Source organism: Afipia massiliensis (assembly GCF_014203115.1).
GTDB classification, from domain to species: domain Bacteria; phylum Pseudomonadota; class Alphaproteobacteria; order Rhizobiales; family Xanthobacteraceae; genus Afipia; species Afipia massiliensis.
Genome location: NZ_JACHIJ010000008.1, coordinates 25,541 through 47,669, shown reverse-complemented (window position 1 = coordinate 47,669; position 22,129 = coordinate 25,541). Strand labels below are relative to the sequence as shown.

At 58.6% G+C, this 22,129-nt stretch carries 24 protein-coding genes; 6 read left to right on the top strand and 18 right to left on the bottom strand.

Annotation, left to right across the window (positions count from 1 at the left end; all coding sequences use genetic code 11):
* The 7 genes from HNQ36_RS22795 to HNQ36_RS22765 form a co-directional block, all read right to left on the bottom strand.
* Positions 1 to 768 carry an ABC transporter ATP-binding protein gene (locus HNQ36_RS22795; RefSeq protein WP_184089306.1) on the bottom strand — a complete coding sequence of 256 codons (768 nt, stop codon included), beginning with the start codon at positions 766 to 768 and terminating at the stop codon, positions 1 to 3.
* Positions 765 to 1,751, bottom strand: a complete 987-nt coding sequence (locus HNQ36_RS22790; protein WP_184089303.1) for a branched-chain amino acid ABC transporter permease — start codon at positions 1,749 to 1,751, stop codon at positions 765 to 767. Before HNQ36_RS22790 ends, HNQ36_RS22795 begins: the two co-directional genes overlap by 4 nt.
* 13 nt (positions 1,752 to 1,764) lie before the next feature.
* Complete coding sequence (locus tag HNQ36_RS22785; RefSeq protein WP_184089781.1) at positions 1,765 to 2,640, bottom strand: branched-chain amino acid ABC transporter permease; 876 nt, start codon at positions 2,638 to 2,640, stop codon at positions 1,765 to 1,767.
* 68 nt (positions 2,641 to 2,708) lie between these two features.
* Positions 2,709 to 3,956, bottom strand: coding sequence for an ABC transporter substrate-binding protein (locus tag HNQ36_RS22780; protein ID WP_046827390.1), 1,248 nt, complete (start codon positions 3,954 to 3,956; stop codon positions 2,709 to 2,711).
* 33 nt (positions 3,957 to 3,989) lie between these two features.
* Complete coding sequence (locus HNQ36_RS22775) at positions 3,990 to 6,383, bottom strand: xanthine dehydrogenase family protein molybdopterin-binding subunit (RefSeq protein WP_184089299.1); 2,394 nt, start codon at positions 6,381 to 6,383, stop codon at positions 3,990 to 3,992.
* Positions 6,380 to 6,865, bottom strand: a complete 486-nt coding sequence (locus HNQ36_RS22770) for a 2Fe-2S iron-sulfur cluster-binding protein (RefSeq protein WP_184089296.1) — start codon at positions 6,863 to 6,865, stop codon at positions 6,380 to 6,382. Before HNQ36_RS22770 ends, HNQ36_RS22775 begins: the two co-directional genes overlap by 4 nt.
* On the bottom strand, positions 6,862 to 7,743 hold the full coding sequence (locus HNQ36_RS22765) for an FAD binding domain-containing protein (RefSeq protein WP_184089293.1): 882 nt from the start codon (positions 7,741 to 7,743) through the stop codon (positions 6,862 to 6,864). The genes HNQ36_RS22770 and HNQ36_RS22765 overlap by 4 nt, the downstream gene beginning before the upstream one ends.
* A 54-nt stretch (positions 7,744 to 7,797) precedes the next feature.
* Here HNQ36_RS22765 and HNQ36_RS22760 point away from each other — a divergent pair, with 54 nt between their 5' ends.
* On the top strand, positions 7,798 to 7,935 hold the full coding sequence (locus HNQ36_RS22760) for a hypothetical protein (protein WP_184089290.1): 138 nt from the start codon (positions 7,798 to 7,800) through the stop codon (positions 7,933 to 7,935).
* Between the two features lie 58 nt (positions 7,936 to 7,993).
* On the opposite strand, the gene HNQ36_RS22755 is transcribed toward HNQ36_RS22760, so the two are convergent.
* Positions 7,994 to 8,956: a LysR family transcriptional regulator gene (locus HNQ36_RS22755; protein ID WP_184089287.1), complete on the bottom strand. Its 963-nt coding sequence runs from the start codon at positions 8,954 to 8,956 to the stop codon at positions 7,994 to 7,996.
* A 101-nt stretch (positions 8,957 to 9,057) separates the two neighbouring features.
* Between HNQ36_RS22755 and HNQ36_RS22750 the strand changes: the two genes are divergently transcribed.
* The 3 genes from HNQ36_RS22750 to HNQ36_RS22740 are packed head-to-tail and all read left to right on the top strand — an operon-like array spanning position 9,058 to position 12,069.
* A complete protein-coding gene (locus HNQ36_RS22750; RefSeq protein WP_184089284.1) occupies positions 9,058 to 10,164 on the top strand; it encodes an LLM class flavin-dependent oxidoreductase in 1,107 nt (368 codons plus the stop codon).
* A gap of 19 nt (positions 10,165 to 10,183) precedes the next feature.
* Positions 10,184 to 11,059 carry a polysaccharide deacetylase family protein gene (locus tag HNQ36_RS22745; RefSeq protein ID WP_184089281.1) on the top strand — a complete coding sequence of 292 codons (876 nt, stop codon included), beginning with the start codon at positions 10,184 to 10,186 and terminating at the stop codon, positions 11,057 to 11,059.
* Between the two features lie 20 nt (positions 11,060 to 11,079).
* Positions 11,080 to 12,069 carry a Gfo/Idh/MocA family protein gene (locus tag HNQ36_RS22740; protein WP_184089278.1) on the top strand — a complete coding sequence of 330 codons (990 nt, stop codon included), beginning with the start codon at positions 11,080 to 11,082 and terminating at the stop codon, positions 12,067 to 12,069.
* Here HNQ36_RS22740 and HNQ36_RS22735 read toward each other — a convergent pair.
* Genes HNQ36_RS22735 through HNQ36_RS22720 form a run of 4 tightly spaced genes read right to left on the bottom strand, consistent with a single transcriptional unit; the run spans position 12,037 to position 15,005 of the window.
* A complete protein-coding gene (locus tag HNQ36_RS22735) occupies positions 12,037 to 12,738 on the bottom strand; it encodes a TetR/AcrR family transcriptional regulator (protein ID WP_184089275.1) in 702 nt (233 codons plus the stop codon). The genes HNQ36_RS22740 and HNQ36_RS22735 overlap by 33 nt on opposite strands.
* A 14-nt stretch (positions 12,739 to 12,752) precedes the next feature.
* Positions 12,753 to 13,292, bottom strand: coding sequence for a flavin reductase family protein (locus HNQ36_RS22730; protein WP_184089272.1), 540 nt, complete (start codon positions 13,290 to 13,292; stop codon positions 12,753 to 12,755).
* A gap of 11 nt (positions 13,293 to 13,303) precedes the next feature.
* Positions 13,304 to 14,524: an acyl-CoA dehydrogenase family protein gene (locus HNQ36_RS22725; protein ID WP_184089269.1), complete on the bottom strand. Its 1,221-nt coding sequence runs from the start codon at positions 14,522 to 14,524 to the stop codon at positions 13,304 to 13,306.
* 16 nt (positions 14,525 to 14,540) lie between these two features.
* Complete coding sequence (locus HNQ36_RS22720) at positions 14,541 to 15,005, bottom strand: VOC family protein (protein WP_246395506.1); 465 nt, start codon at positions 15,003 to 15,005, stop codon at positions 14,541 to 14,543.
* Between HNQ36_RS22720 and HNQ36_RS26285 the strand changes: the two genes are divergently transcribed.
* Positions 14,895 to 15,200, top strand: a complete 306-nt coding sequence (locus HNQ36_RS26285; protein WP_246395511.1) for a hypothetical protein — start codon at positions 14,895 to 14,897, stop codon at positions 15,198 to 15,200. The genes HNQ36_RS22720 and HNQ36_RS26285 overlap by 111 nt on opposite strands.
* 33 nt (positions 15,201 to 15,233) lie before the next feature.
* On the opposite strand, the gene HNQ36_RS22715 is transcribed toward HNQ36_RS26285, so the two are convergent.
* Both HNQ36_RS22715 and HNQ36_RS22710 read right to left on the bottom strand, forming a co-directional pair.
* The gene (locus HNQ36_RS22715; protein ID WP_184089263.1) at positions 15,234 to 16,067 is read right to left on the bottom strand and encodes a beta-keto acid cleavage family enzyme; all 834 of its coding nucleotides are present in this window, start codon (positions 16,065 to 16,067) and stop codon (positions 15,234 to 15,236) included.
* Between the two features lie 56 nt (positions 16,068 to 16,123).
* A complete protein-coding gene (locus HNQ36_RS22710; RefSeq protein ID WP_184089261.1) occupies positions 16,124 to 17,026 on the bottom strand; it encodes an NAD(P)-dependent oxidoreductase in 903 nt (300 codons plus the stop codon).
* Between the two features lie 701 nt (positions 17,027 to 17,727).
* On the opposite strand from HNQ36_RS22710, the gene HNQ36_RS22705 reads away from it, so the two are divergent.
* Positions 17,728 to 18,456 (top strand): sensor histidine kinase, encoded by a 729-nt coding sequence (locus HNQ36_RS22705; RefSeq protein ID WP_347339998.1) that lies wholly within the window; start codon positions 17,728 to 17,730, stop codon positions 18,454 to 18,456.
* Positions 18,457 to 18,666: 210 nt separating this feature from the next.
* On the opposite strand, the gene HNQ36_RS22700 is transcribed toward HNQ36_RS22705, so the two are convergent.
* Genes HNQ36_RS22700 through HNQ36_RS22685 form a run of 4 tightly spaced genes read right to left on the bottom strand, consistent with a single transcriptional unit; the run spans position 18,667 to position 22,064 of the window.
* On the bottom strand, positions 18,667 to 19,371 hold the full coding sequence (locus tag HNQ36_RS22700) for an ATP-binding cassette domain-containing protein (protein ID WP_184089258.1): 705 nt from the start codon (positions 19,369 to 19,371) through the stop codon (positions 18,667 to 18,669).
* Complete coding sequence (locus tag HNQ36_RS22695; protein WP_430641399.1) at positions 19,358 to 20,161, bottom strand: ABC transporter ATP-binding protein; 804 nt, start codon at positions 20,159 to 20,161, stop codon at positions 19,358 to 19,360. Before HNQ36_RS22695 ends, HNQ36_RS22700 begins: the two co-directional genes overlap by 14 nt.
* Positions 20,161 to 21,195 (bottom strand): branched-chain amino acid ABC transporter permease, encoded by a 1,035-nt coding sequence (locus HNQ36_RS22690; protein WP_184089252.1) that lies wholly within the window; start codon positions 21,193 to 21,195, stop codon positions 20,161 to 20,163. Before HNQ36_RS22690 ends, HNQ36_RS22695 begins: the two co-directional genes overlap by 1 nt.
* Positions 21,192 to 22,064 carry a branched-chain amino acid ABC transporter permease gene (locus HNQ36_RS22685; RefSeq protein WP_184089249.1) on the bottom strand — a complete coding sequence of 291 codons (873 nt, stop codon included), beginning with the start codon at positions 22,062 to 22,064 and terminating at the stop codon, positions 21,192 to 21,194. The genes HNQ36_RS22690 and HNQ36_RS22685 overlap by 4 nt, the downstream gene beginning before the upstream one ends.
* Positions 22,065 to 22,129 lie beyond the last annotated feature (65 nt).

Below are 22,129 nucleotides of genomic sequence, written 5' to 3'. Positions count from 1 at the left end.
TCAGTGCTCCCGCTGGCCAAGATAGACCCGCTTGACCTGTTCGTTCTGGCGGACGTCCGTCGGCGTTCCCTGCGCGAGCAGTTCGCCATGATGAAGCACGAGCACCCGGTCGCTGATACCCATCACCAGTTTCATCTTGTGCTCGACCAGAATGACGGTGCGCTCCTTGGCCAGTTTGACAATGAGGTCCATCATCACCCGGGTCTCTTCCGGGCTCATGCCTGCCGTCGGTTCGTCCAGCAGCAACAGCCGCGGACTGGCGGCCAGCGCCATTCCGATTTCGAGCGCGCGCTGTTCGCCATGCGCGAGTTCTTTCGCCAGCCGTTCGCGTCTGTCCCAAAGTCCTACCTGCGCAAGCAGCGCATCGGCTTTTTCGACAAGTCCGGGGAGCTTGGCCCGCGGTCGCCAAATATTGTAACGCGAGACGAACGCCTGCAGCCCAACGCGAACATTTTCACGCGTCGTCAGCAGCGGGAAAACGTTGGTAATCTGGAAGGACTTGGCGATGCCCATATGCGCAAACTCGTGCTGCGCAATATTAGTGACGTCACGTCCCTCGAACTCGACCTTGCCAGCAGACGGAGGAAAAGCACCCGACAAAAGATTGAAATAGGTGCTCTTCCCGGCGCCGTTCGGCCCGATAATGGACGTGATCGCATTCCGCGAGAACTCGGCAGAGATATTGTTCAGGGCTACGAACTTCCCGAACGATTTGCTCACACCAGTGGTGCGCAGAATAACCTGCGAGGATGTGTCTGCCGACGTCATTTATTGACCCACTTCAAGATCGTTCCCCAGATTCCGGCCGGGAAGAACAGCACGCAAACCACGAACACCGCACCGACAATCAATTGCCAATGGACCGTCCAGATTGAGACCAGATTCTCGAGCAACAGGAAAACAGCCGCGCCGACGAACGGGCCGAAGAATGTGCCCATTCCTCCCAGCAGTGACATCATCACCACCATGCCGGACGTCTCGATATGCAGAATCTCGATCGGAACGATCGACAGATGCAGCGCCATCAGCGCGCCGGCCAAGCCGCAGAATGCACCGGACAGAATGAAGGTGATCAACCGCGTCCGCGTCACATCATATCCGGAGGCCCGCGCCCGCGCTTCGTTCTCACGGATGGCTTCGATGACGGCACCAAACGGCGACGCCAGAATCCGCGACAGCACAAACAACGCCATGATGACGAACGCAGCGACGACATAGTAGCGGGTCAACGGATTGATGAAGTCGAACTTCAACCCAAGTACATCGATGGTCCGGACATTGATTCCGCGCAGGCCGTTCTCGCCGCCGGTCCAATCGACTGCCTGATAGAAAAGATAGAAGACACATTGCGACAACGCCATCGTCACCATGGCGAAATAGATGCCGCGAGTGCGGATCGCCAGTGCGCCGATCGCCGCCGCCATGACGGCACCGCCGATAATTCCGACCACGATGGCGAGATACCACGGCAACCCGAAATGCACGATTGCGATGCCGCAGAGATAGGATCCGGTTCCGAAAAGCGCTGCGTGCCCGAACGACAGCAGCCCGAGATATCCGAACAACAGGTTGAACCCGAGCGCGTAGAGTCCGTAAATCAGGATGTTCACGGCCAATGCCGTGAACGGCATCACCAGGGGAAACACCAGCACGAAAATGCTGGCAAGGATAGCCCGATGACGCTTGGCGAAATCGAACCAGCTTGCCGAAGCAACGCCCGGCTGGTTCAGAGTCTGTGAAAGTTCATTCATTGTTTTGCTCGCCTCAGCTCATGAGCCCGGCACGGCCGAAGAAGCCTTGCGGACGGACGAGAAGAACTACTGCCATCAAGGCAAAGATCGAAACCTTGGCCATTTCGGGCGCGAACAGCGACGTCATGCTGACGACCACGCCAACGAGAAGACCGGCGATGACCGCGCCCCCGATCGAGCCCATGCCGCCGACGACTGTCACGACAAACGCCTCGGCAAGTATCGTCGCCCCCATTTCAGGGATAACACCTTGCAGCGGCGCCGCGAGAAGCCCGGCCAATGCCGCGATCCCGGAGCCGATGCCGAAAACAAACAGCCAGACCTGCGAGACGTTGACGCCGAGCACGCGGACAATCTGGGGATCTCGCGCACCTGCGCGGATGATCAGGCCGAAGCTCGTGCGCTCGAGGAAGAGCCAGAGACCCAGAAGAACTGCCGCCGCGATACCGATAACGAACAGGCGATAGAGCGGAAAATATCCGACGCCGATATTGACCGCGCCCTGCAGGATCTCAGGCGTGTCGAACGGATAGCCGCTCTTGCCGAACGCAATACGGATGAGTTCGACCATCACATAGCTGAGGCCGAATGTCAGAAGCAGTGGATAGTCGATGCCGCGGCCATACAGTGGCCGGATCAGGAACCGCTCAACAACGAGACCGATGGTGCCGACGATCAAGGGAACCGCAATGAGGCAAAGCCAGAAGTTTCCTCCCAGCGAGAGGAGGAACAGCCCGACATATGCGCCGACCATATAGAAGGCACCGTGTGCGAAGTTCACAACGGTCAACATGCCGAAGATCAGCGACAGCCCAATGGCGAACAGCACGTAAATCGCGCCGAGCGCCAGACCGGTGAACAATTGCAACGCGATCAGATCGAAACTCATACCGGCCATGGATATCTCCAGAGAAGACGCGCGCCCATGATGGACGCGCGTCCGTTAGTTCAAATGGTTCAGGACTTGTGGCCGAGCGCTTCGCAGGTGCGCAGGTTCTTTTCGCTCGGCTCCTCAGTGGCGAGGACGTTGAAGACGTCGGCATCGCCCTTCTCAGGCTTTGATTTGGATTCGATGATGAGAACCGACTGCACAGCCTGGTGGTCGCACTTGCGATAGTACTCAGGGCCCTTATAGTAGTCGTACTTGAGCGCTTCGACGGCCTCAATGACCTTATCGGTATCAGTGGTGCCGGCAGCCTTGGCTCCCATCAGCAATGTCTTTACGCCAGCGTAGCCCAGCGCGCCGTAATCCGACGGCACCTTGCCACCGTGCATCTTTCGGAAACGATCGTTGAACGCCTTCGCGGACGCAACCTTGTCCTCGATGCCCCAATAGTACGAGGTTCCACCGATGACGCCCTCGAATGCCTGCGCACCGGCAGCAATTCGGCCGGTGTAAAGCAGGATCGGCGCAACGATCTTCATACTCTTCTTCATGCCGAAGTCGGTGGCCTGCTTAAGCGCGATTTGCTGATCGCGGCCGAAGTTGCTGATGACGAGGATATCCGGCTTCAGCGCCTGGATGCGCGGCAGCAGCGCCGAGAAGTCGGTAGTGCCGAGCGGATGCCGAATATCGACGAGGCTTTCGACCCCAAATGCCTTACCGGCTTCCTGGAAGCCGCGCACCATTTCATGACCATAGGCATAGTCCGCCGTAAGGAACGCAACCTTCTTGCCAAACTTCGGGAACGCATAACGTCCGACGGCACCCGCAGTCAGGTGCGGCGTGAGAGCTTCGTGGAACGTATATTTGCTGAAATCCTTGACCTCGTTGATTTCATCGGACTGGCTGATCGAGTTGTAGATGATCTTCCGTTCCTTGGTGACGTTGTTCACCGCGAGCTGCACCGACGCAGACAGACTGCCAACGATGAAGTTGACCTTTTCCTTCTCGATCAGTTCCAGCGTGCGGGTCGCCGCCTCGCCCGGATTGAGCTTGTCGTCGCGCACGAGCAACTCGGCCTTCCGGCCATTGAGGCCGCCTGCCTCATTGAACTCAGCGATAGCGACTTCCGCTGCACGCACCTGATCCTGCGCTTCGGTGCCATACGGACCGGTCAGCGGGACTGGAAATCCGACCTTGATGGTCGCTTCCTGTGCCTGGAGCAGATTGATGCGAAACGGCGAGGCTGCCAGAACAGCACCAGCGCTGGCGGTCGTCAGCAAGCGGCGGCGAGAGATGGATCCTGTCGTTTTCTTGGCCATGTATTCCTCCGAGGTTGATATTCTTGTTGTCGATCAGATTCGCCCAAGCGCAGCGAGAATAACTCGTGGCGTCAGCGGAATTTCAGTAATTGTGACATTAAAAGGCGAGAGCGCGTCGTTGACGGCGTTGGAGACTACAGCAGCCGCAGCAGCCGTCCCCGCTTCGCCCGCTCCCTTGGCGCCCAGTTCACTCTCAAGCGTGGGAGAGACAACGTGCCCGACGTCGATATCCGGCATCTCACCCGACATCGGCACGAGATAGTCCGCCATGTTGGCATTGGTGAGCTGTCCGCGCTCATCGTAGATGCAGTGTTCGTAAAGCGCGGCACCCAGCCCTTGGACCACGCCGCCGCGGATTTGCTCATCCACCAGTTGAGGATTGATGATGGTGCCACAGTCCTCGACCACCCAATGCCTGAGCAGCTTGATAAAGCCTGTTTGAGGATCAACCTCCAGCAACGAGGCCTGAACACCGTTAGTGAACGCGAAAGGATACTCGCGTGGCACGAAATGCCGGGTCGCCATCAACTCGGGCTGGAATCCCGGCGGCAAGGTATCTGGCCGGAAGTAGACGATGCGCGCCAGCTCATGCAGTTCGATGCGTTGCTGTCCACCGTCGGCATCAACTACGGCGTTATCGACGATATCGAGATCACCTGGCTTGGCTTGAAGAATGGCCGCTGCGACATCCAGAATGTTCTTGCGTAACACCTTCGCTGCCTGCAGCGCGGCCTCACCACCGATGCCCGCTCCGCGCGACGCCCAAGTGCCGCCACCATAGGGCGTGTTGTCGGTATCACCCAGAATCACGCGTACGCGTTCCATCGATACACCGAGCACACTGCCGACGATCTGCGCGGTCAGCGATTCAGATCCCTGCCCCTGTTCGGTGATGCTGGTCTGGCAAATCACCCGGCCGGTGGCGTCCAGACGTACGGCAACACCGTCCTGCGACGAAATCCGCGCACCGCCCACGCCGTAGAATGCCGCGCTGGGATTGGTGACCTCGATAAAGCTTCCGATGCCGATGCCGCGGTAGATTCCCTGCTTGCGCAGTTCGATCTGCTCGGCGCGCAACGCGTCGTAGTCCATCATTGCGACGAGCTTATCGAGCGACGCGTGATGCGACAGAGCCTCAAATTTGAGTCCTGACGGCGAACCGCAAGGATAGGCATCATCGCGAATAAGATTGCGGCGGCGGATTTCAATCGGATCCATCCCGATCCGCTGCGCGGCCAGATCGACCATCCCTTCGGTGATCGAGCAGGCAATAGGATGCCCTACGCCGCGATACTGGCAGGTGACATTCTTGTTCTGGAAAACCACGCGGGTTCGTGCGCGGTAATTTCGCGTCGTGTAGGGACCACCGACCAGATTGACGACCTGGTTGGCCTCGATCGCGCTGGTGCGCGGATACATCGAGTAGGGGCCGATGCCGGTGACATCATCGATCTCGAAGGCGTTGATGGTCCCGTCCTTGCTGACGCCGATGCGCGCCTTGCAGACGTGATCGCGCGCATGAATATCGGTGTTGAAACTCTCGACCCGGTCGGCGACGAATTTGATCGGCCGACGCAGCAACTTCGACAACGCAAGAGTCGCCATTTCGTCGGCATAGATGTGAACCTTGATGCCGAACGAGCCACCGACATCCTTGCACACTACGCGAACCTGCGCCTCATCGAGACCCAGATGCAGAGCGGCGATGTTCTGCACCATGTGGGGCGCCTGCGTACCCAGATAAACGGTCAGGCGCTCCTCGCCGGAATTCCAGTCCGCCAGAACTGCGCGGGGCTCCAGCGTCACGCCAGTGTGGCGGCCGAAGACGAACTCAGTCTCCACTACTTCATCAGAATCCTTGAAGGCCTGATCCACGGCTCCGGCATCGAGATTGCGCTCGAAGGCCAGATTGTCCCCGAGATCCGCATGAATCACCGGCGTATCGGAATCGAGCGCGGTGCGCATATCCGTCACCGGAACAAGCTCTTCGTAATCCACCAACACGGCCTCGGCGGCATCTTCGGCGAGCGCACGGCTGGTCGCGATGACCGCCGCCACTGCCTCACCTTGCCAACAAGCGCGATCAATCGCGATCGCGTGCTGCGGAGCAGATTTGAGACCTTTGAGATGAGACAGGACGCCAACCCAAGGCGTAATGACCTTCGCCAGTTCCGCACCGGTGACGACCGCAATAACGCCGGGCATTGCCTTTGCCGCAGTCGCATCGATGTTCATGATTTTCGCATGCGCATAGGGTGACCGCAGGAATACCGCATGCGCCATGCGCGGCAGCACCATGTCGCTGACATACTGCCCACGCCCCTGCATCAGCCGATCGAGATTCGGGCGCGGCACCGTCTTGCCGATGTACGAATTCGGGCGGTCCAGGACCGACAGGCCGGCTTGCTTCTCGGAGCCGTCGTTCATCGCGCCTGCTCCGAACGTGCACGGGCCGTCGCTTCCACGGCGTCGATGATCGCATGATACCCCGTGCAGCGGCAGTAGTTGCCGGAGAGATGCTCGCGAATTTGCTCGCGATCCGCCTGCGGCTCATGGATCAGGATATCCTGCGCGGCCATCAACATACCGGGCGTGCAGTATCCGCATTGAAGGGCATTGCGGTCGCGGAACGCCGCCTGCAAATCGGAGACTTCCCCACTGTCCGACAGCCCCTCGATCGTCTGCACGGACGCGTTTTCCACCTGTACCGCAAGCAGTAAGCACGCACGCACGATGTCGCCATTGACGCGAACCGTGCACGCTCCACACACGCCATGCTCGCATCCGACATGAGTCCCCGTGAGACCCAGATGATCCCGCAGAAAGTCAGCCAGGTTCAATCGTGGCAGCACCTGCGCGGAAATGCGCTCACCATTAACGGTCAGGGAAATTGATGCGAGATCCGTCACGCCAGCGCTTTCGTTTCGAGATCCGGACGCTCGAGCAGCACCGACACGCATCGCGCCATCAACTGGCGCGCGAGATAACGGCGCATTCCGGCAGAAGCCTGCTGATCTTCCTGCGGATCAAGCTCCGCGTCGAGCGCAGCCTGAGCGTCAGCCAGCATCGATGCTGTGACCGGCCGTCCTGTCAGATGCTCCGCCGCCGTTGCAAGCATTGGCTTATCGCCCACCGCAAAGTAGCCGAGCCGGAGATCCGTCAACACGTCACCGTCGAGAATTCCAGACGCCGCCAGTCCGACGATGGCGTAATCGCCCTTCCGACGGGCGTACTCATGGAAGAAATGAACCGCATTCGGCTTTGCGACGGGGATTTCAACGGCAACGAGCAGTTCGTCCGGAGCCAGCAAGGTCTCATAGATGCCCGTGAAAAAGTCGGCGGCCTGAATACGACGCTCGCTATCCTTGCTGCGGACAAGAATGACAGCATCAAGCGCGAGAACACACGCCGGGAGCTCCGATGCAGGATCAGCATGCGCGAGACTGCCGCCGAATGTGCCCTTGTTGCGGATCGCGGGATGCGCGACATGCGCGATGGCTTCGGTCAGAAGCGGCGCATGCTTTGCGATCTCAGCGGACCTCAGGACATCGACGTGACGGGTCAGTGCGCCGATCCTAAGGACGCCGTTCGCAACGCTGATTCCGCGCAACTCATCGATGGCGCCGATGTCGACGAGCAATTCCGGAGCCGACAACCTCAGATTCAATGCAGGCATAAGGCTTTGACCACCGGAAAGGATCTTGGCCTGATCGCCATGCCGGGCAAGCAGCTCCAATGCGTCAACGACGCTCGAAGCACGCGCATAACTGAAAGCCGAAGCTTTCATTCCGGCAACCTCCCCTCGCCACATTTTATGATGGGCTTCGAGAATGATTAGACGGTGCCGAAGATCAAACGTCAAGCGTTGTTTATCGAACGATTATTTCGCTTCGGTAAGTCCGGCATTGCACCAACCGCTGGAAATAAAGGCTTCCCGGTTCACCCACGCGACGAACCCAAGCGCGACAAAGCGAAGTGAGAGTTAAGGAATTATGGCTTGCGGGGTCGCCATACGAAAATGTCGCGCCGCACAAATCCTACCGCGACCGCCCGGACCGCACTGCGCACCGGCGCGTCAGTTGTTGCTGTCTGCCAGCACGTTCCTCAAACACCAGCCGCGATTTCTCGGCCTCCATTCTAAGAATATCAGCGAACAACGCGGCCGCAGGAGACATCACCTTGCGCGCCGGCTCGATCAAAACGAACTCGGAATAGAAAGGCGGATCTTCGAGCGGCCTCACATCGAAGCGCCCACCGTCGATATCCGAGGCCATCATCACGAACGGCAGAATGGCGACCCAATCGCTCACTGCGACAAATTGCAGCGTGCCCATCATGGCGTCCAGCTCCAGCCGTTGCGCCACAGCGACCCCGTTGACACTGAAGTAAGTCTCGATGTTGCGACGACGCGTATTCTGATGCCCAGGTAGAACAACCTTCAACGGACCAAGCTCAGACAGCTTGACCGGCTTGAGAGTGTTTTTGCCTCGCTTCGCACTCACCAGCATCTCCCGGTCGCGGGCGAGGAGCCGATGCGAGATGCCGGTTATCCCTTCGAAGGCCGGGACAACCGCAAAATCCAGTTCACCTTTAAGGATCATCTCGGTCAGCACGCCCGAATAGGCCTCGATCACGCTGATTTCAGAGCCCGGCGCCGAGATGAGGAACTTGTCCAATGCAGGAGCAAGCACCGATCTGGTGAAGGTCGGCATCAGGCCAACACGGATTGCACCACGAATGTGATTCACGGCAACGCTTTGCTGTGCCGCCTCCAGTTTCCTCAGAACACCGACACACTCGCGATAGTAGAGTTTCCCAGCCAGAGTCGGCTCAACATCCCGGCCGTTGCGTTCAAGCAATGCCGCACCGAGTTCGGATTCGAGTTGCTTGAGGTGCTGCGAAATGCCGGATTGGGTCGCACCTTCCCGTTTTGCAGCCGATGTGAACGAACCCTCTTCATAAACGGCGACGAACGATCTGATCTGCCGAAGGGAAATCATCCATCAATTTTCCTAATGTGAGATAGTAAGAATAATCATTTTTCTAATATGCCACAATCGCTACTCTTCGCTCCAATCACAAGCGATCAAGGAAACATGCAATGAACCTCGGCTTTTTCACGATGCCGATCCACCCGTTGGACAAGGACTGGCGGCAGTCGCTGTCCGAAGACCGCGAGGCTTTCCTTCTCGCCGACGAACTGGGATTCACGGAGGCTTATGTCGGCGAGCACGTCACCGACAAGGCCGAGAACATCACCTCATGCGTGACGTTTCTGGCCTGGATTGCCGCCGCGACGAAGCAGATCAGGCTCGGCACCGGCACCGTGAACATGCCCAACACACATCCCGCAACAGTCGCTGCTACCATCGCCATGCTGGATCACATGCTCGACGGCCGGTTTATTTTCGGCATCAGCCCGGGCGGTCTTCTGTCGGATGCGGAGTTGTTTGGCAATCTCGACTTCAACCGCAACGAGATGTTCCTCGAAGCGATCAATCAGGTACTCGGCATCTGGTCCGGCGAACCGCCTTACAATCTTCAAGGCAAGTACTGGACGGTGTCTACGCAGCGAACGCAGATCAAGGAAATCGGCCAGGGCTATATCCCCCGTCCGCTGCAACGACCGCATCCGCCGATCGTCGTCACCGCAGTCGCACCGTTTTCGAAGGGCGTGACCGAAGCCGCGGTCCGGGGATGGGATCCGATCTCGGCAAACTTCTTGATGCCGGCGTGGGTGAAAAGCCATTGGCCGAAGTATGTTGAGGGCTGCGAGCGTGGTGGCCGCGCCGTAGACCCCGCCAACTGGCGCGTCGCGAAGAGCGTCTTCGTCGCCGACGACGCAGCAACAGCGAAGGCCTATGCGACCGATCCGAATGGTCCGTATGTGAATTACTACCGGTCGCTGTTCACCAAGCTGAAGAAGAACGGCCGAATCGAGTTGTTCAAGACCCACCGCGATCAGCCCGACGATGAAGTGACACTCGACATGATCTGCGACAAGCTGATCATCTACGGTACGCCGGACAGCGTCGCCGACCAGATCCTTGCATTCCAGAACGAAGTCGGCACATTCGGGACACTGCTCTATGCTGGCAAGGATTGGAAAGATCGTGAGCTTGGACGGAAATCCATGATCTTGACGGCGGAGAAAGTGCTGCCTCTGGTGAACGCCGGTTCGTCAAGGTTGGCTAAAGCTGCGGAATAACAAGAAGCAGGAATCCCAATTGGCTCTCTCCGATCGCATTCCCTATCAGGCTCTCATCGACCGTCCCAAACTGGTGCTTCCAGGCGGCAAGAAGCTCGCCGTCTGGATCATCCTCAATGTCGAGGAATGGCGCATCGAGAATGCGATGCCGCGCACGGTTCTCAGCCCGCCGATGGGGCAGCCGCTGCTTCCCGACGTGCCTAACTGGGCTTGGCATGAATACGGAATGCGGGCGGGCTTCTGGCGTCAGTTCAAGGCCCTGACGGACAGAAATATTCCGACAACGCTCGCCATTAACGGGAACGTCTGTACGTCATATCCGCGCGTAGCATCGGCGGCGCGCGAGGCCGGATTCGAGTTCATGGGGCACGGCTTTCTGCAAGGCCCAATGCACAAGGTCGAAAATCAAGGCGACGCGATCAAACGCGCTGTCGATACGATTGCAAAGTTCACGGGCAAGGCGCCCCGGTCATGGGAGAGTCCCGGCCTCACTGAAACAAATGAAACTCTCGATCTTCTCCGCCTGAACGGGATCGAATATGTCGCCGACTGGGTGATCGATGACCTTCCGCAGGATATCGAAACACCTCATGGGACGATTACGACGATCCCCTACACTGTCGAGACCAACGATATCGTTGTTCATGCACTGCATCACATGGCGTCGGATCAATTCCTGCGCCGGAGCATCGATCAGTTCGACCGGCTCTATCTCGAGGGCGAAGAGAACGCCCGTGTGATGGCGATCTCGATCCACCCCTACATCACCGGCGTTCCGCACCGGATCAAGTATCTGGAACAACTGCTCGATTACGTCATCGGCCACGACGGCGTTGCGCTGATGACCGCGAGCGGGATCGGTGACTGGTATCGCGGCCAGATGACCAAGAGCTAATCCCGATTGGAGCGCAAAATATGATCCGGGCCGCCGTTGTCGGGCTGGGATGGTGGGGACAGACCATCGCCAGCAATCTCGCGACCAGCGATATCGTTAAACCGCTGCTGGGCATCGATCCGCTTGAGCCAATGCGCGCGAAAGGCGCTGCATTGGGCCTTGAAACATCCGCACGCTTTGAAGACGCCCTGGCGCGCTCCGATATCGATGCGGTCATTCTCTGCACCCCGCAAGATCATCACGCCAGCCAGATCGAAGCCGCTGCCCGATCGGGACGTCACGTGTTCTGCGAAAAGCCGCTCTGCACGACAGCCGCCGATGCTGAGCGCGCCATCGCTGCGGTCAAAACAGCAAAAGTGCAATTGGGCATCGGCCATGAGCGACGCTTCGAGCCCGCCGTGATCGAAATGCGCCGGCGGCTGGCGGATGGTGAATTCGGCAACGCACTCGTGCTTGAGGGTAATTTCAGCCAGGATAAGTTTCTCAACTTGCTGCCAGATAACTGGCGCCTGTCAAACACGGTCAATCCCGTCGGCCCCTTGTCGGCAACCGGCATTCATCTGGTCGATCTGTCGATTGCGATCCTCGGGAAGCCCACCCATGTTTGGGCCCGTCTGGCGACTCTCGGAAGCCACTTCGCAAACGGCGATACGCTCTCGGTCACCATCGGTTTTGAAAGCGGTACGACGGCGACGCTAAACGCGGTTCTTGCCACGCCCTTCATGGGTCGCCTGGCGCTGCTTGGATCAAAGGGGTGGATGGAGATCCGCGACCGGACCCACCCCGAGAACCCGACCGGCTGGGAGGTTACCCGCGTCCTCCGCGATCAGTCGCCAGAAACGGCCTATTATCAGCCGCATCCGGCGGTGCGAGACAATCTGGAAGCATTCGGGCGAGCAGCGCTCGGCGGCCCTTCCTATCCCGTAACCCACGATGAGATGCTCATGAACGTCCAGACGTTCGAGGCCATTCAGCGCTCAGCGAAGAGCGGCGGCATTGAGCCTGTTTGATTTCACCGCAGGCCGCTTGGCATCTTGACTCGATATCCGCGCAAATCCCGCAAGGTAGCCGTCAATCGCGTTGGCGATCATCTCTTCCTTTTCCTGAAGAGGAGCCATCTCGTAGATGTATCGTCGGACGCCGTAGTAGAAAATACCGCCGTGGAAAACCCACGCCATTTCGATTTCGGCCGCAGTCGGTTTGGCCTGCGTCGGCAAGCCGGCTTCAAATCTGCATTCCTTGATGATGCGCGTCAGGATCTTGTCGCGCACCACGCCCACGTACCAGCGGTTGATATCGAGGCCTTTGAGACCTGAGAACAGATAGATCCTCAGCCATTTTCGCGTGAAGATCACGTTGGTGTAGGCCTCATAGAACTGCACGAGGCGCTCACGGATCGGACGCGACCGATTGGTGAGAAGCTTCTCCCAACCGGTATCGAGCGGTTCGAGGTACACCTTGCGGTAGACCTCCTTGATGAGCTCTTCCTTGCTTGGGAAATAGCGATAGAGCAGCGGCTGGGTCACGCCCAACCGGCGCGCCAGCTCGCGGGTGCCGCCGTTGAATCCCTCTTCGGAAAAAAACTCTGTTGCCTTGCGGACGAACTCCTGACGCCGATCCTCAGGAGACAGGCGCTTCTGCTTGACGCGGGTAACCGGTGGGGACGACTTCTTTGCCATGAAAACCTGCGGGATCACGCCCCGGGAACGAAGTGACCAAAATTCCCGCGTGCAAAGAGCAGCGGCTCAGCACGGTTGTACGCATAAGCCTCCACCGCACCAAGGAAAATTACATGGTCGCCGCCGTAATAGCGGTCGGCGCTACGGCACTGGAATGTGGCAACGGCATCGGCAAGGACAGGCGCGTTGCCCAGACCTGGCTGCCACGATACCCCTGCAAACTTATCGTCGGCGCGCATGGCAAATTGCGTTGCCAGCGCTTGCTGTGAGGCGCCGAGCACATTGACTGCAAAATGACTCGCGTTCTGAAAAATGCTCATGCTCGGCGAATAACTTACCAGGCTCCAGAGCACCAGCGGTGGATTGAGAGAAACCGATGCGAACGAATTGCAGGTCAGCCCTGCTTGCTGGCCATCCGGCGTCGCCGCCGTGATTACCGTGACGCCGGTGGCATACGAGCCAAGCGCATTGCGGAAATCACGCGGATCGATCGAAGAGCTGTCACTCGACAGCTCATTTCCGAATTCGGTGGGGTTCTGCGAAACGGCGACCATGGCTCGCCCTCTTAAAGGGTCAGATTTTCAGACGGCAGATCGAGCGCGACGCGGCCGTAGTTCGTCCCGGCTGCGTCGAAGCTGAACGCAATATGCGCGTTGATCGCATGCGCGTCCCGAAACTGCCGTTGAAGTGCGCCGGTGGTGTAAAGACCGCGCGCGCCGCTTGCTGAAAACAGCAACGAAACGGCTTCCGTACACAGGTTGACGGCGTAGGCCCCATCCCGCCGGTACTTCGTCTTTTCCGCAAGCATCGGGACATCTCCACGCCAGGCATCGGCCATCGCGTCGATACAGGTCCGCCGCATGATCAGGCGCGCCGCATCGATCTTGGCCGAGGCTTCGGCAATCTTGATTTGAGTCGTCTGCAAATCGCCAAGCTTGGCGCGGTTGTAGGTCGAGGCCCGATGCCGGGCGATATCGATGTAGTCGTCCAGACACGCCTGCGCGTTACCAAGCGCAGCGCCTGAGAGGACAAACGGAAACAACGCGAATACAGGCAGCGCGTAAAGCGGGCCGGGATTTACGGTACTTCCCGGCGTTGGACCGCCGGCCACGTCCCTGACCGCGAGCGTCATATGTTCGGGGACAAATACATCCTTGGCCTCGACGTCGTTCGATCCCGTCCCCTTCAGGCCGGTCGAATTCCACGTATCGAGGATCTTGTAGTCGTCCTGCTTGAGCAGAAACACCCGATACTCGACGCCATCCGCGTCGTCGTCGGACGACACAATACCTGCGAGCATATTCCAGGTGCTGGAATCCACCCCCGACGAGAACGGCCAACGGCCAGACAGTTTATATCCCCCCGCCACCTTGGTGGCGCGACCGGCTGGAAATACAAATGACGATGCAATGAGAGCGTCAGCGTTGTCTTTCCAGATCAGATCCTGTGCCCGTTCGTCGAACATGCCGAGCATCCAGTGATGGCTGGCCAGGTTTGCGAGATTCCATGCAACCGAAGCATCGGCCAGTGCCACAACGTCGGCGAAGTCGACTAGCGCGACGTAATCCAGCTCCGAGCCTCCGACCCGCTTGGGCTGAAGAATCCTGAACAAGCCAGCCTCGTGAAGATCCTTTTCGGTCTCTGGAGGAAGGCGCCGCATCTCCTCGGTCTTAGCGGCCCGCTCGCGCAGCTTTGGAACAAGCGCATGGGCACGCTGCAACATCTCGGAATACGCGTCGCCCTCGCCGCTCGAACGCCGGTCTAGTTTGTGAACGGTGCCTGACATGACTGCCTCCCTGACTTTATCGCGCCGCTGCTTTTCTGGGAGCGTTCGGCTTGATGTGCGGCCGATCGAGATAGAGCGAAGCTTTCAATCCCTCGTCGTCCTGGTTTGCGAATTCAGACAACAGCTTCATTTCCGGAATTCGCGAGCGATCCAGCGTGTTCACATCCGGCCAGTCGATTTCGACCAGATTTCCGGCGGGGTCGCGCAGATACATCTGCACGCAGCCGTCCGGCAACTCGTTGACAGGATTGCGGAAGGCCTTGGAATCCAGCGCGCCGATCGCTTTCGCTTTCTCATACGCTGCGTGAAAATCGTCCACGTCGAGCGCGAAGTGCTGATAAACCGGAATGCTATCTTCAAGTTCAAACAAATGAAGCTGAAGATCTCCGCACCGCAAGTATTTGGTCTTGAAACCAAAATTGTAAGTCGGGATGAGCTCCATGCCAAGGACGGTTTGATAGAAGCGAGCCGACTCTTCCAAATCCTTCGCACCGATGGAAAGATGATTGAAACCGAGAACCTTCATGTTGCACTCCCGAGATTTGACCGCGTCTTTTTGATTTATCACCCGATAAATAATGCTGCATCCATAGAAATGCAAGCGGCTTGGCGGTGGATGCGCTGCACAAAAGGTGCTGCAACGCCATTCGCACTAGGCGGCAGCTTTAACTATTGAGATGATTCAGTCTGTTAGTGGTTCCGCCGAGGCTTAGTCGGGCCTGCCCAACGCTCTCAGAATCTCGGCTCGCGATGAGCGCGGGCGACGAATTCCGCTCAATGCCGCACGCAGATCGGAAACGCGCTCGGCATTGCTCCCGGCGCGTGTTCCGTCGGCGTTGAAGAAACTGTTTTCGAATCCGATCCTGCAGTGCCCGCCCATCGCCGCAGCCGCGACCAGTGACGCAGTCTCGGACGCGCCGAAAGCGCAAACCCACCAATCGAACCGCGCCGCGCCTCCGCTGTCCCGAACCTTCGCAACGAACGGAGCAAGTTCTGCAGGATCGCTCTCCTGGTCCGCTGCATAGCGGCCGAGCGGAAAAATGACCGAATGACGTTTACCTGGGATGATCCCGCGTTCGATGAGATCGAGCAGATGATCGAGTTCAGTCGCGGCATAGACGATGTGCTGAACCGCAATCCGCTGCTCGTGAGCCCAGCGATACAGTTCTGCCGCGTCAGCCTCCGCCGCTGCGTCCGGGATCAACTCCTTCGTTGCAATGCTGACCGCTTCGGGTCGCACTGCCCGGACCACCGCAATCTGCTCGTGCGGCTTGAACATGCCGACCGCTTCCGTCGTGATCTGGATCACGAATTCTGGTCCTGTCGCCCGCCGCACAGCTTCGGTCGCAGCCAGATAACGCGACGCATTGAGCGTATGCCGGCCACCGTCGTCGCGGACATGCATGTGAATGGCCTGCGCACCGGCGGCCTGACATGCGTGCGCATCGGCTGCGAGCGCATCGGCCGTGAGGGGCAGATTGGGATGTTCGGCGTGGCCTTTACGCGCGCCGTTCGGCGCGACCATGATTGTCAGATCGGCCATGCCAGCCCTACCCTTTTGACGAAGATGTTCAGTGAAAACGTGCGCGAGAAACTGACCTACGACGTCAACTTCTTCCGGTCAATTCCGTGCATGGTTTCAAGCACGGCGCACACGGCCGCAGTATCCTGTTCTCTGCGACCAAGTGCAGCGCCCGCCTGATAGATCTTCGATGCTGCCGCGTAGACCGGCAGCGCGCAATCAAGGCTGTCCGCGAAGGCGTCGATAATCGCGATGTCCTTGAGCTGCATCCGGATCGTGGCGGTCGGCGCGTCATAATTCTCATCGCGCATCAAGGGACCGCGCATCTGGAACATGCGCGACGTACCAGCGCTGTCTGCAAGCGTATCGTAGACCAGCGCCGGATCAATCCCGGCCTTGATTCCGAGGACCATGGCTTCCGCCGCCGCCACGTTATGGATCGTGACGAGATGATTGGCGATGTACTTCATCACGCTGCCTCGCCCGAATGGCCCGAGGTAATGCTGGACGCGTGACATCCCGGTGAAGACCGCCGCGCAACGCTCGAAAGCGTCCTTGTCGCCACTGCCCAGAATGACGAGGTCTTTGTTGACGGCCTGCGCGCCGGTGCCGCTGATCGGGCAATCGAGCAGAATCTTGCCGTGCCTTTCCATTTCATCGAAGGCTGCCTGCTTGATGTCCATCGGCAGCGTCGAACATTCAACGACGATCTGACCGGTTCCTGCAGCCTGAGCGATCCCTTCGGCTCCACCGATCGCATTCGACAAAGCTTCGGCTTTGGGCAGTGACATGATGATGATGGGTGCGACCTCGGCCACCGCGCGCGGAGAGGCCAGTACCCGGCCACCTGAATCTTCCAGGCGCGCACAGGCTGCTGGGACGGGATCATAACCGACGACGTTAAAGCCAGCCTGACACAGGTTGCGCGCCATGGCGGTGCCCATGATGCCAATGCCAATGATGCCAACGCTCTTGTCCATTCAGCACGCCTTGCGATTGTGGGGTAATGGCCTCGGGGAGATTGATTGCTCGCGAATTGGTGGCCCGGCAGGACTCGTTATGAGCGAGCCTATCAACCAATCCGCCTGTGATAAATCAACAATTTAAAGGCTATTTGATCACGTTCGCCTCAATCCATTAGCGGTCGTTTCATTGGCGAAACGTTGGCCAAGAACGTGCCGGTTCGAATCCCGCCACCCTGGCGACACAGTCGCTGATCGCGACGGTCTCCAACAAAACTCGCTGCACAGGGAATTTTACAGGGAATATCGCGATTTCGGGACTTCAACGCTCTATTGAAACCAGAAGCCGCTGAGCTGCTGCGGATTCTTGCGCCGGCCCCTGCTCAAAACTCACAGGAAAAATATTTAAGAAACAGGGAAAACAGGCAACTATTACCTGCGCGCAAGGCCCACGGACGCAACTGAGGCATCAGCTATCTGGCGAACAACAAGCAAGCTATTTGATCGAGCCTATTATCAGGCACTGAAATCATTCGCGAGCATCACCGCCCTGCAAGGGCGAAGTATCTTAATTCAACGCGCTTCTCTCGTTGTGTTGACACTATCCCTGTTCCACCATCCGCCTGCTCCGCGCTTCCGATCGCGCCGAACATATCAATCCGACACAGATCGATGTGAGGCTGCCCACCAAGGATATTCCGAGAGAAATCCGTCCGCTGGTGACTGCGGTCAACCAGGCATTTGACCGTCTCGAACAGGGGTTCCGGCGGCAGCGCGAATTCACTGCCGATGCCGCGCATGAACTGCGCACACCGCTCGCGGTCCTGCGCGCGCGGATCGAAACTCTGCCCGATCAGAGCGACGCCAAGGCTCTGCATCATGACATCGAAGGCATGAGCCGCGTCGTCGGCCAGTTGCTCGATGCCGCCGAACTCGAGACCCTCGTGATCGATCCGGACGACAGGGCTGATCCACACGAGGTTTGCGCGGATCTGGCCGGGTACATAGCGCCGTTAGCACTGGCGCAGCAAAGGACCATTGCCTTGACCGGCGCGGAGGGACCGGTCTGGGTCAAGGGCAATGCGGAAATGCTACGGCGTGCGATCCGCAATCTCGTCGAGAACGCGCTCAAACACGCTCCCGTGGAGACCGAAGTCGAGATCGTGGTGGGAGAACAGGGAACGGTCAGCGTTCTCGATGAAGGTCAAGGCGTCGCGAGCATTGACCACGACCTGATCTTCCAGCGCTTTTGGCGCCGCGATCGTCAGAACTCCGGCGGCGCCGGCCTTGGCCTCTCCATCGTGAAGCGCATTGTGGAAGCGCACTGCGGCACCGTCACGGTCGAAAACCGCCCCACCGGAGGTGCAAATTTCTCAATGCGTTTTCCCCTCGCCGAGCAACAGCAAAATCCGCCAGTCGAAGCTCCAGAAGAGCGGCTCATCTCTTGATTGGCGATGACCGGGGTAGCGTCATTGCTGCGAGGGGCGTGATTCTATAGCTCGCAGCTGCAGGCCAACAAGAACGGATGACAATTCGCGATTGCTCTGGTTCAGCTTTCGACGGTGGAGGGTGGGGCATCGTCACGATGATCAAAGCGACTGTTTCTCCGACTGATAGGCCGAGGAAATTCTGAAGCGAAGGTCTTTCGTCGTGGGCCTTCACCCACCCAGATAGGCCTTGCGGATATGCTCGTTGTCGATGAGCTCTTCGCCGCGTCCAGACAGCACGATAGACCCCGCCTCCATCAGATATGCGTAGTCGCACATATCCAGCGCGGAATAGGCATTCTGCTCAACCATCAGAATGGTGGTGCCTGACTTGCGGATGCCGTCGATGATCTCGAACACTTGTTCCACAATATTGGGCGCGAGCCCAAGCGATGGCTCATCGAACATCATGAGTTTCGGCTTGGACATAATCGCGCGACCGATCGCAAGCATCTGCTGTTCACCGCCAGACAGTGTTCCTGCAACTTGATTCCGGCGTTCCGCGAGCCGCGGAAACTGCGTGAAGACACGGTCGCAGTCTTCGGCAACACCATCGGCGTCGCGCCTCAGGTACGCGCCCATGTCGAGATTCTCCTCGACCGTCATGTCCGGAAACACCCGCCGTCCCTCGGGACAATGGGCAATACCTCGTGCAAGAATTTCCCGCGCCGAGCAGCGCGTGATGTCTTCTCCCTCAAACATCATGCGGCCGGACGCCGAAGGCAAAATTCCGGAAATTGAGCGCAACGTCGTGCTCTTCCCGGCGCCGTTCGCGCCGATCAGCGCGACAAGCTGCCCCTGCTTGATCGACAGGGAGATACCCTTGATGGCTTCAACTTTGCCATAGCGGCAAACGAGATCGCTAATCTCTAGCACGTTTCTTGGCTCCTTGCCCGAGATAAGCACGAATGACTTCTGGATTGCCCTGAATCGCCGAAGGTGGGCCCTCGGCGATGATCCGGCCGTAGTTCAAGACGACAATGCGATCCGACACGCCCATTACCATGGGCATGTCGTGCTCCACGAGCAGGATCGTGACACCGAGGCCGCGCAACCGATCGAGGAGTTGCATAAACCGCGCCGTCTCCGTCGCATTCATGCCGGAGACCGGCTCATCCAGCAGCAGCATCGAAGGATCTGCGGCCAGCGCCAACGCGACACCCAGAAGCCGCTGATCACCATAAGCGAGCGAACCTGCCATTTCGCGCGAGCGGCGTTCAATACCGACCAGCGCAAGGATTTCGGCAGCCCTTGTCCGCAATTCCTTTTCGGACTCTCGCTCCCGCGGCAACGCCAGCAGAGTGTCCCACAGCCGCGAGCGGCCGCGGCGATGCAAGCCGATCATGACGTTTTCAAACACGCTGACGCTCTGAAACACGCTGGTTCGCTGAAAGGTCCGCACCAGACCCAACGACGTGACCTCATGCGGCTTCAGATTGTTCAAGGACGCTCCGCGATAACGGACCTCGCCTTTGGTCGGCCGGAGAAACCCCGTGATGACGTTGAAAGCCGTCGTCTTGCCGGCACCGTTCGGGCCGATCAGGCTGACAACTTCGCCTTCATTGACGACGAAGTTCAGGTCCGAGATCGCAACGAGCCCGCCGAAATGAACGGCGATATGCTCGATCGAAAGCGCCGGTGGCGCCTTAGCTGCCTGAACCTGCATCATGGCACATCCTGCGTCTTGGCTTTCGGCGCGCCGACAGACTCCTTCGTTTCATCGACGCCGAACCATTTCTCAATGGCCGGGACAATGCCCTGCGGCAACACGAACACGATCAGGATCATGAACAACCCATAGAGTATCCACTGGATTTCCGGAGCCGCGAACGACCGCGCCACGACCGGGATGAAACCGAAAATTAATCCACCGACGAGAGGACCGGCCAGCGTGCCCTTACCCCCGGTAATCACCATGATCACCATGGTGACGGTGTAGAGGAAGAGGAAGACATCGGGATCGATGATCTTCAGATAGTGCGCGTACAGACTTCCCGCTGCGCCGGCTATACCAGCTGAAACAACTGCCGCCAGCACCAGATAGCGCGTCACGTCGATGCCGACGGAAACCGCCAGCGACTCGTTCTCCTTCAACGCGACCATCGCGCGCCCGATCCTTGAATTCACCAGGCGGCTAATGATGATGTAGGAGATAACAACGACGCCGAGGACCAGATAGTAATTCGATTGCTTGCTGAAGAAATCAAAGTAGCCGAGCCCTGGAAGCCCGAGCGTCAAGGGCGGAATGGAGGTCAATGCCAGCGGACCTTGGGTCAGTTCCACCCAGTTCAGCGCCACCAGCCGCACGACCTCAGCGAAGCTGATCGTCACGATGACGAAGTAGGCGCCGCGGACTCGAAACGAGAGCTTCCCGACAACATAACCACAAAGGCCAGTGAACAGAATTGCGATGATAAAGCCGAGCCAGACCGGCCAGGGCTCATGAACGATGCGGATGCCGCCGATCAGTTCGATATCGAAGCCAAGTGCCGTCAACGCGCTTGTATAGGCACCGATTCCGAAAAAGGCGACGTGACCGAGACTCAACTGCCCGGTGTAGCCAAGCAGCAGATTGAGACTCATCGCCGCGATGATGAATATGCCCGTCGTGACGAAGGCGTTCAGGAGATAAGGATCCTTGAGCCACAACGGAACTGATGCGAACGCGACCAGCGCGATCCAGGGGAGAAGCCGCTTCATCCAATTCGCTCCGATCGCGCAAAGAGGCCGGTCGGTTTGAATAGCAAGACCGCGATGATGATTATGAAGCCCATAGCGTCGCGGTAACCCGACGAGATGTACCCCGCGCCCATTTCCTCGGCGAATGCCAGGATGAAGCCGCCGATGGTGGCGCCGCCGATGCTGCCAAGACCGCCGAGGATCACGATCGCAAACGCCTTGAGCGATGCGATGTTGCCCATCTGCGGCGAGATCACATAGACCGGCCCGAGCAGCGCACCTGCCGCGGCGGCCAGCGCCGAGCCAATGGCGAACGTCGCCATGTAGATCGCTTGAATGTTGACACCCATCAGCGATGCTGTGTCGGTATCCTGGAATGTCGCGCGCATCGCCTTGCCGAGCTTGGTGCGGTTGATCAGGAAATACGAAACCCCAATCAACGCCAGCGCCGCGAAGAATACGAAAAGCCGCAGCCACGAGACCGAGAATGGGCCGATCTCCAATGGGGTTTCGGGGAACGGCGTCGAAACCGATTTGGCGACGCCTCCCCAGATAAACTGTTCCAGATTCTGCATCACAATCATTGCGCCGATCATGATGAGCATCGTGGTGTCGATATCGGCGCCGCGCATGGGGCGCAAAAGGATAAACTCAATCAATGCGCCGAGAAGACATCCGGCTACAATTGCAAAGAGCAGCGCGAGAAAGAAATTGAACCCAAGCATCACGGCGACGAAATAGACGAAGTACGCGCCGAATGCGTAAAGCTCGCCGTGCGCAAAGTTCACCACGCGCATGATGCCAAAGATCAGGGTCAGGCCTATCCCGAGCAGCGCATAAGTGCTGCCGAGGATCAGCATGTTGATCATATGTTGCAGAAATTCAGTCATCGAGCATTATCCAGATCAATACTCATCGTTCGGCGAGGACCGCCGTAGCTTGGGAGTGGAAAGGT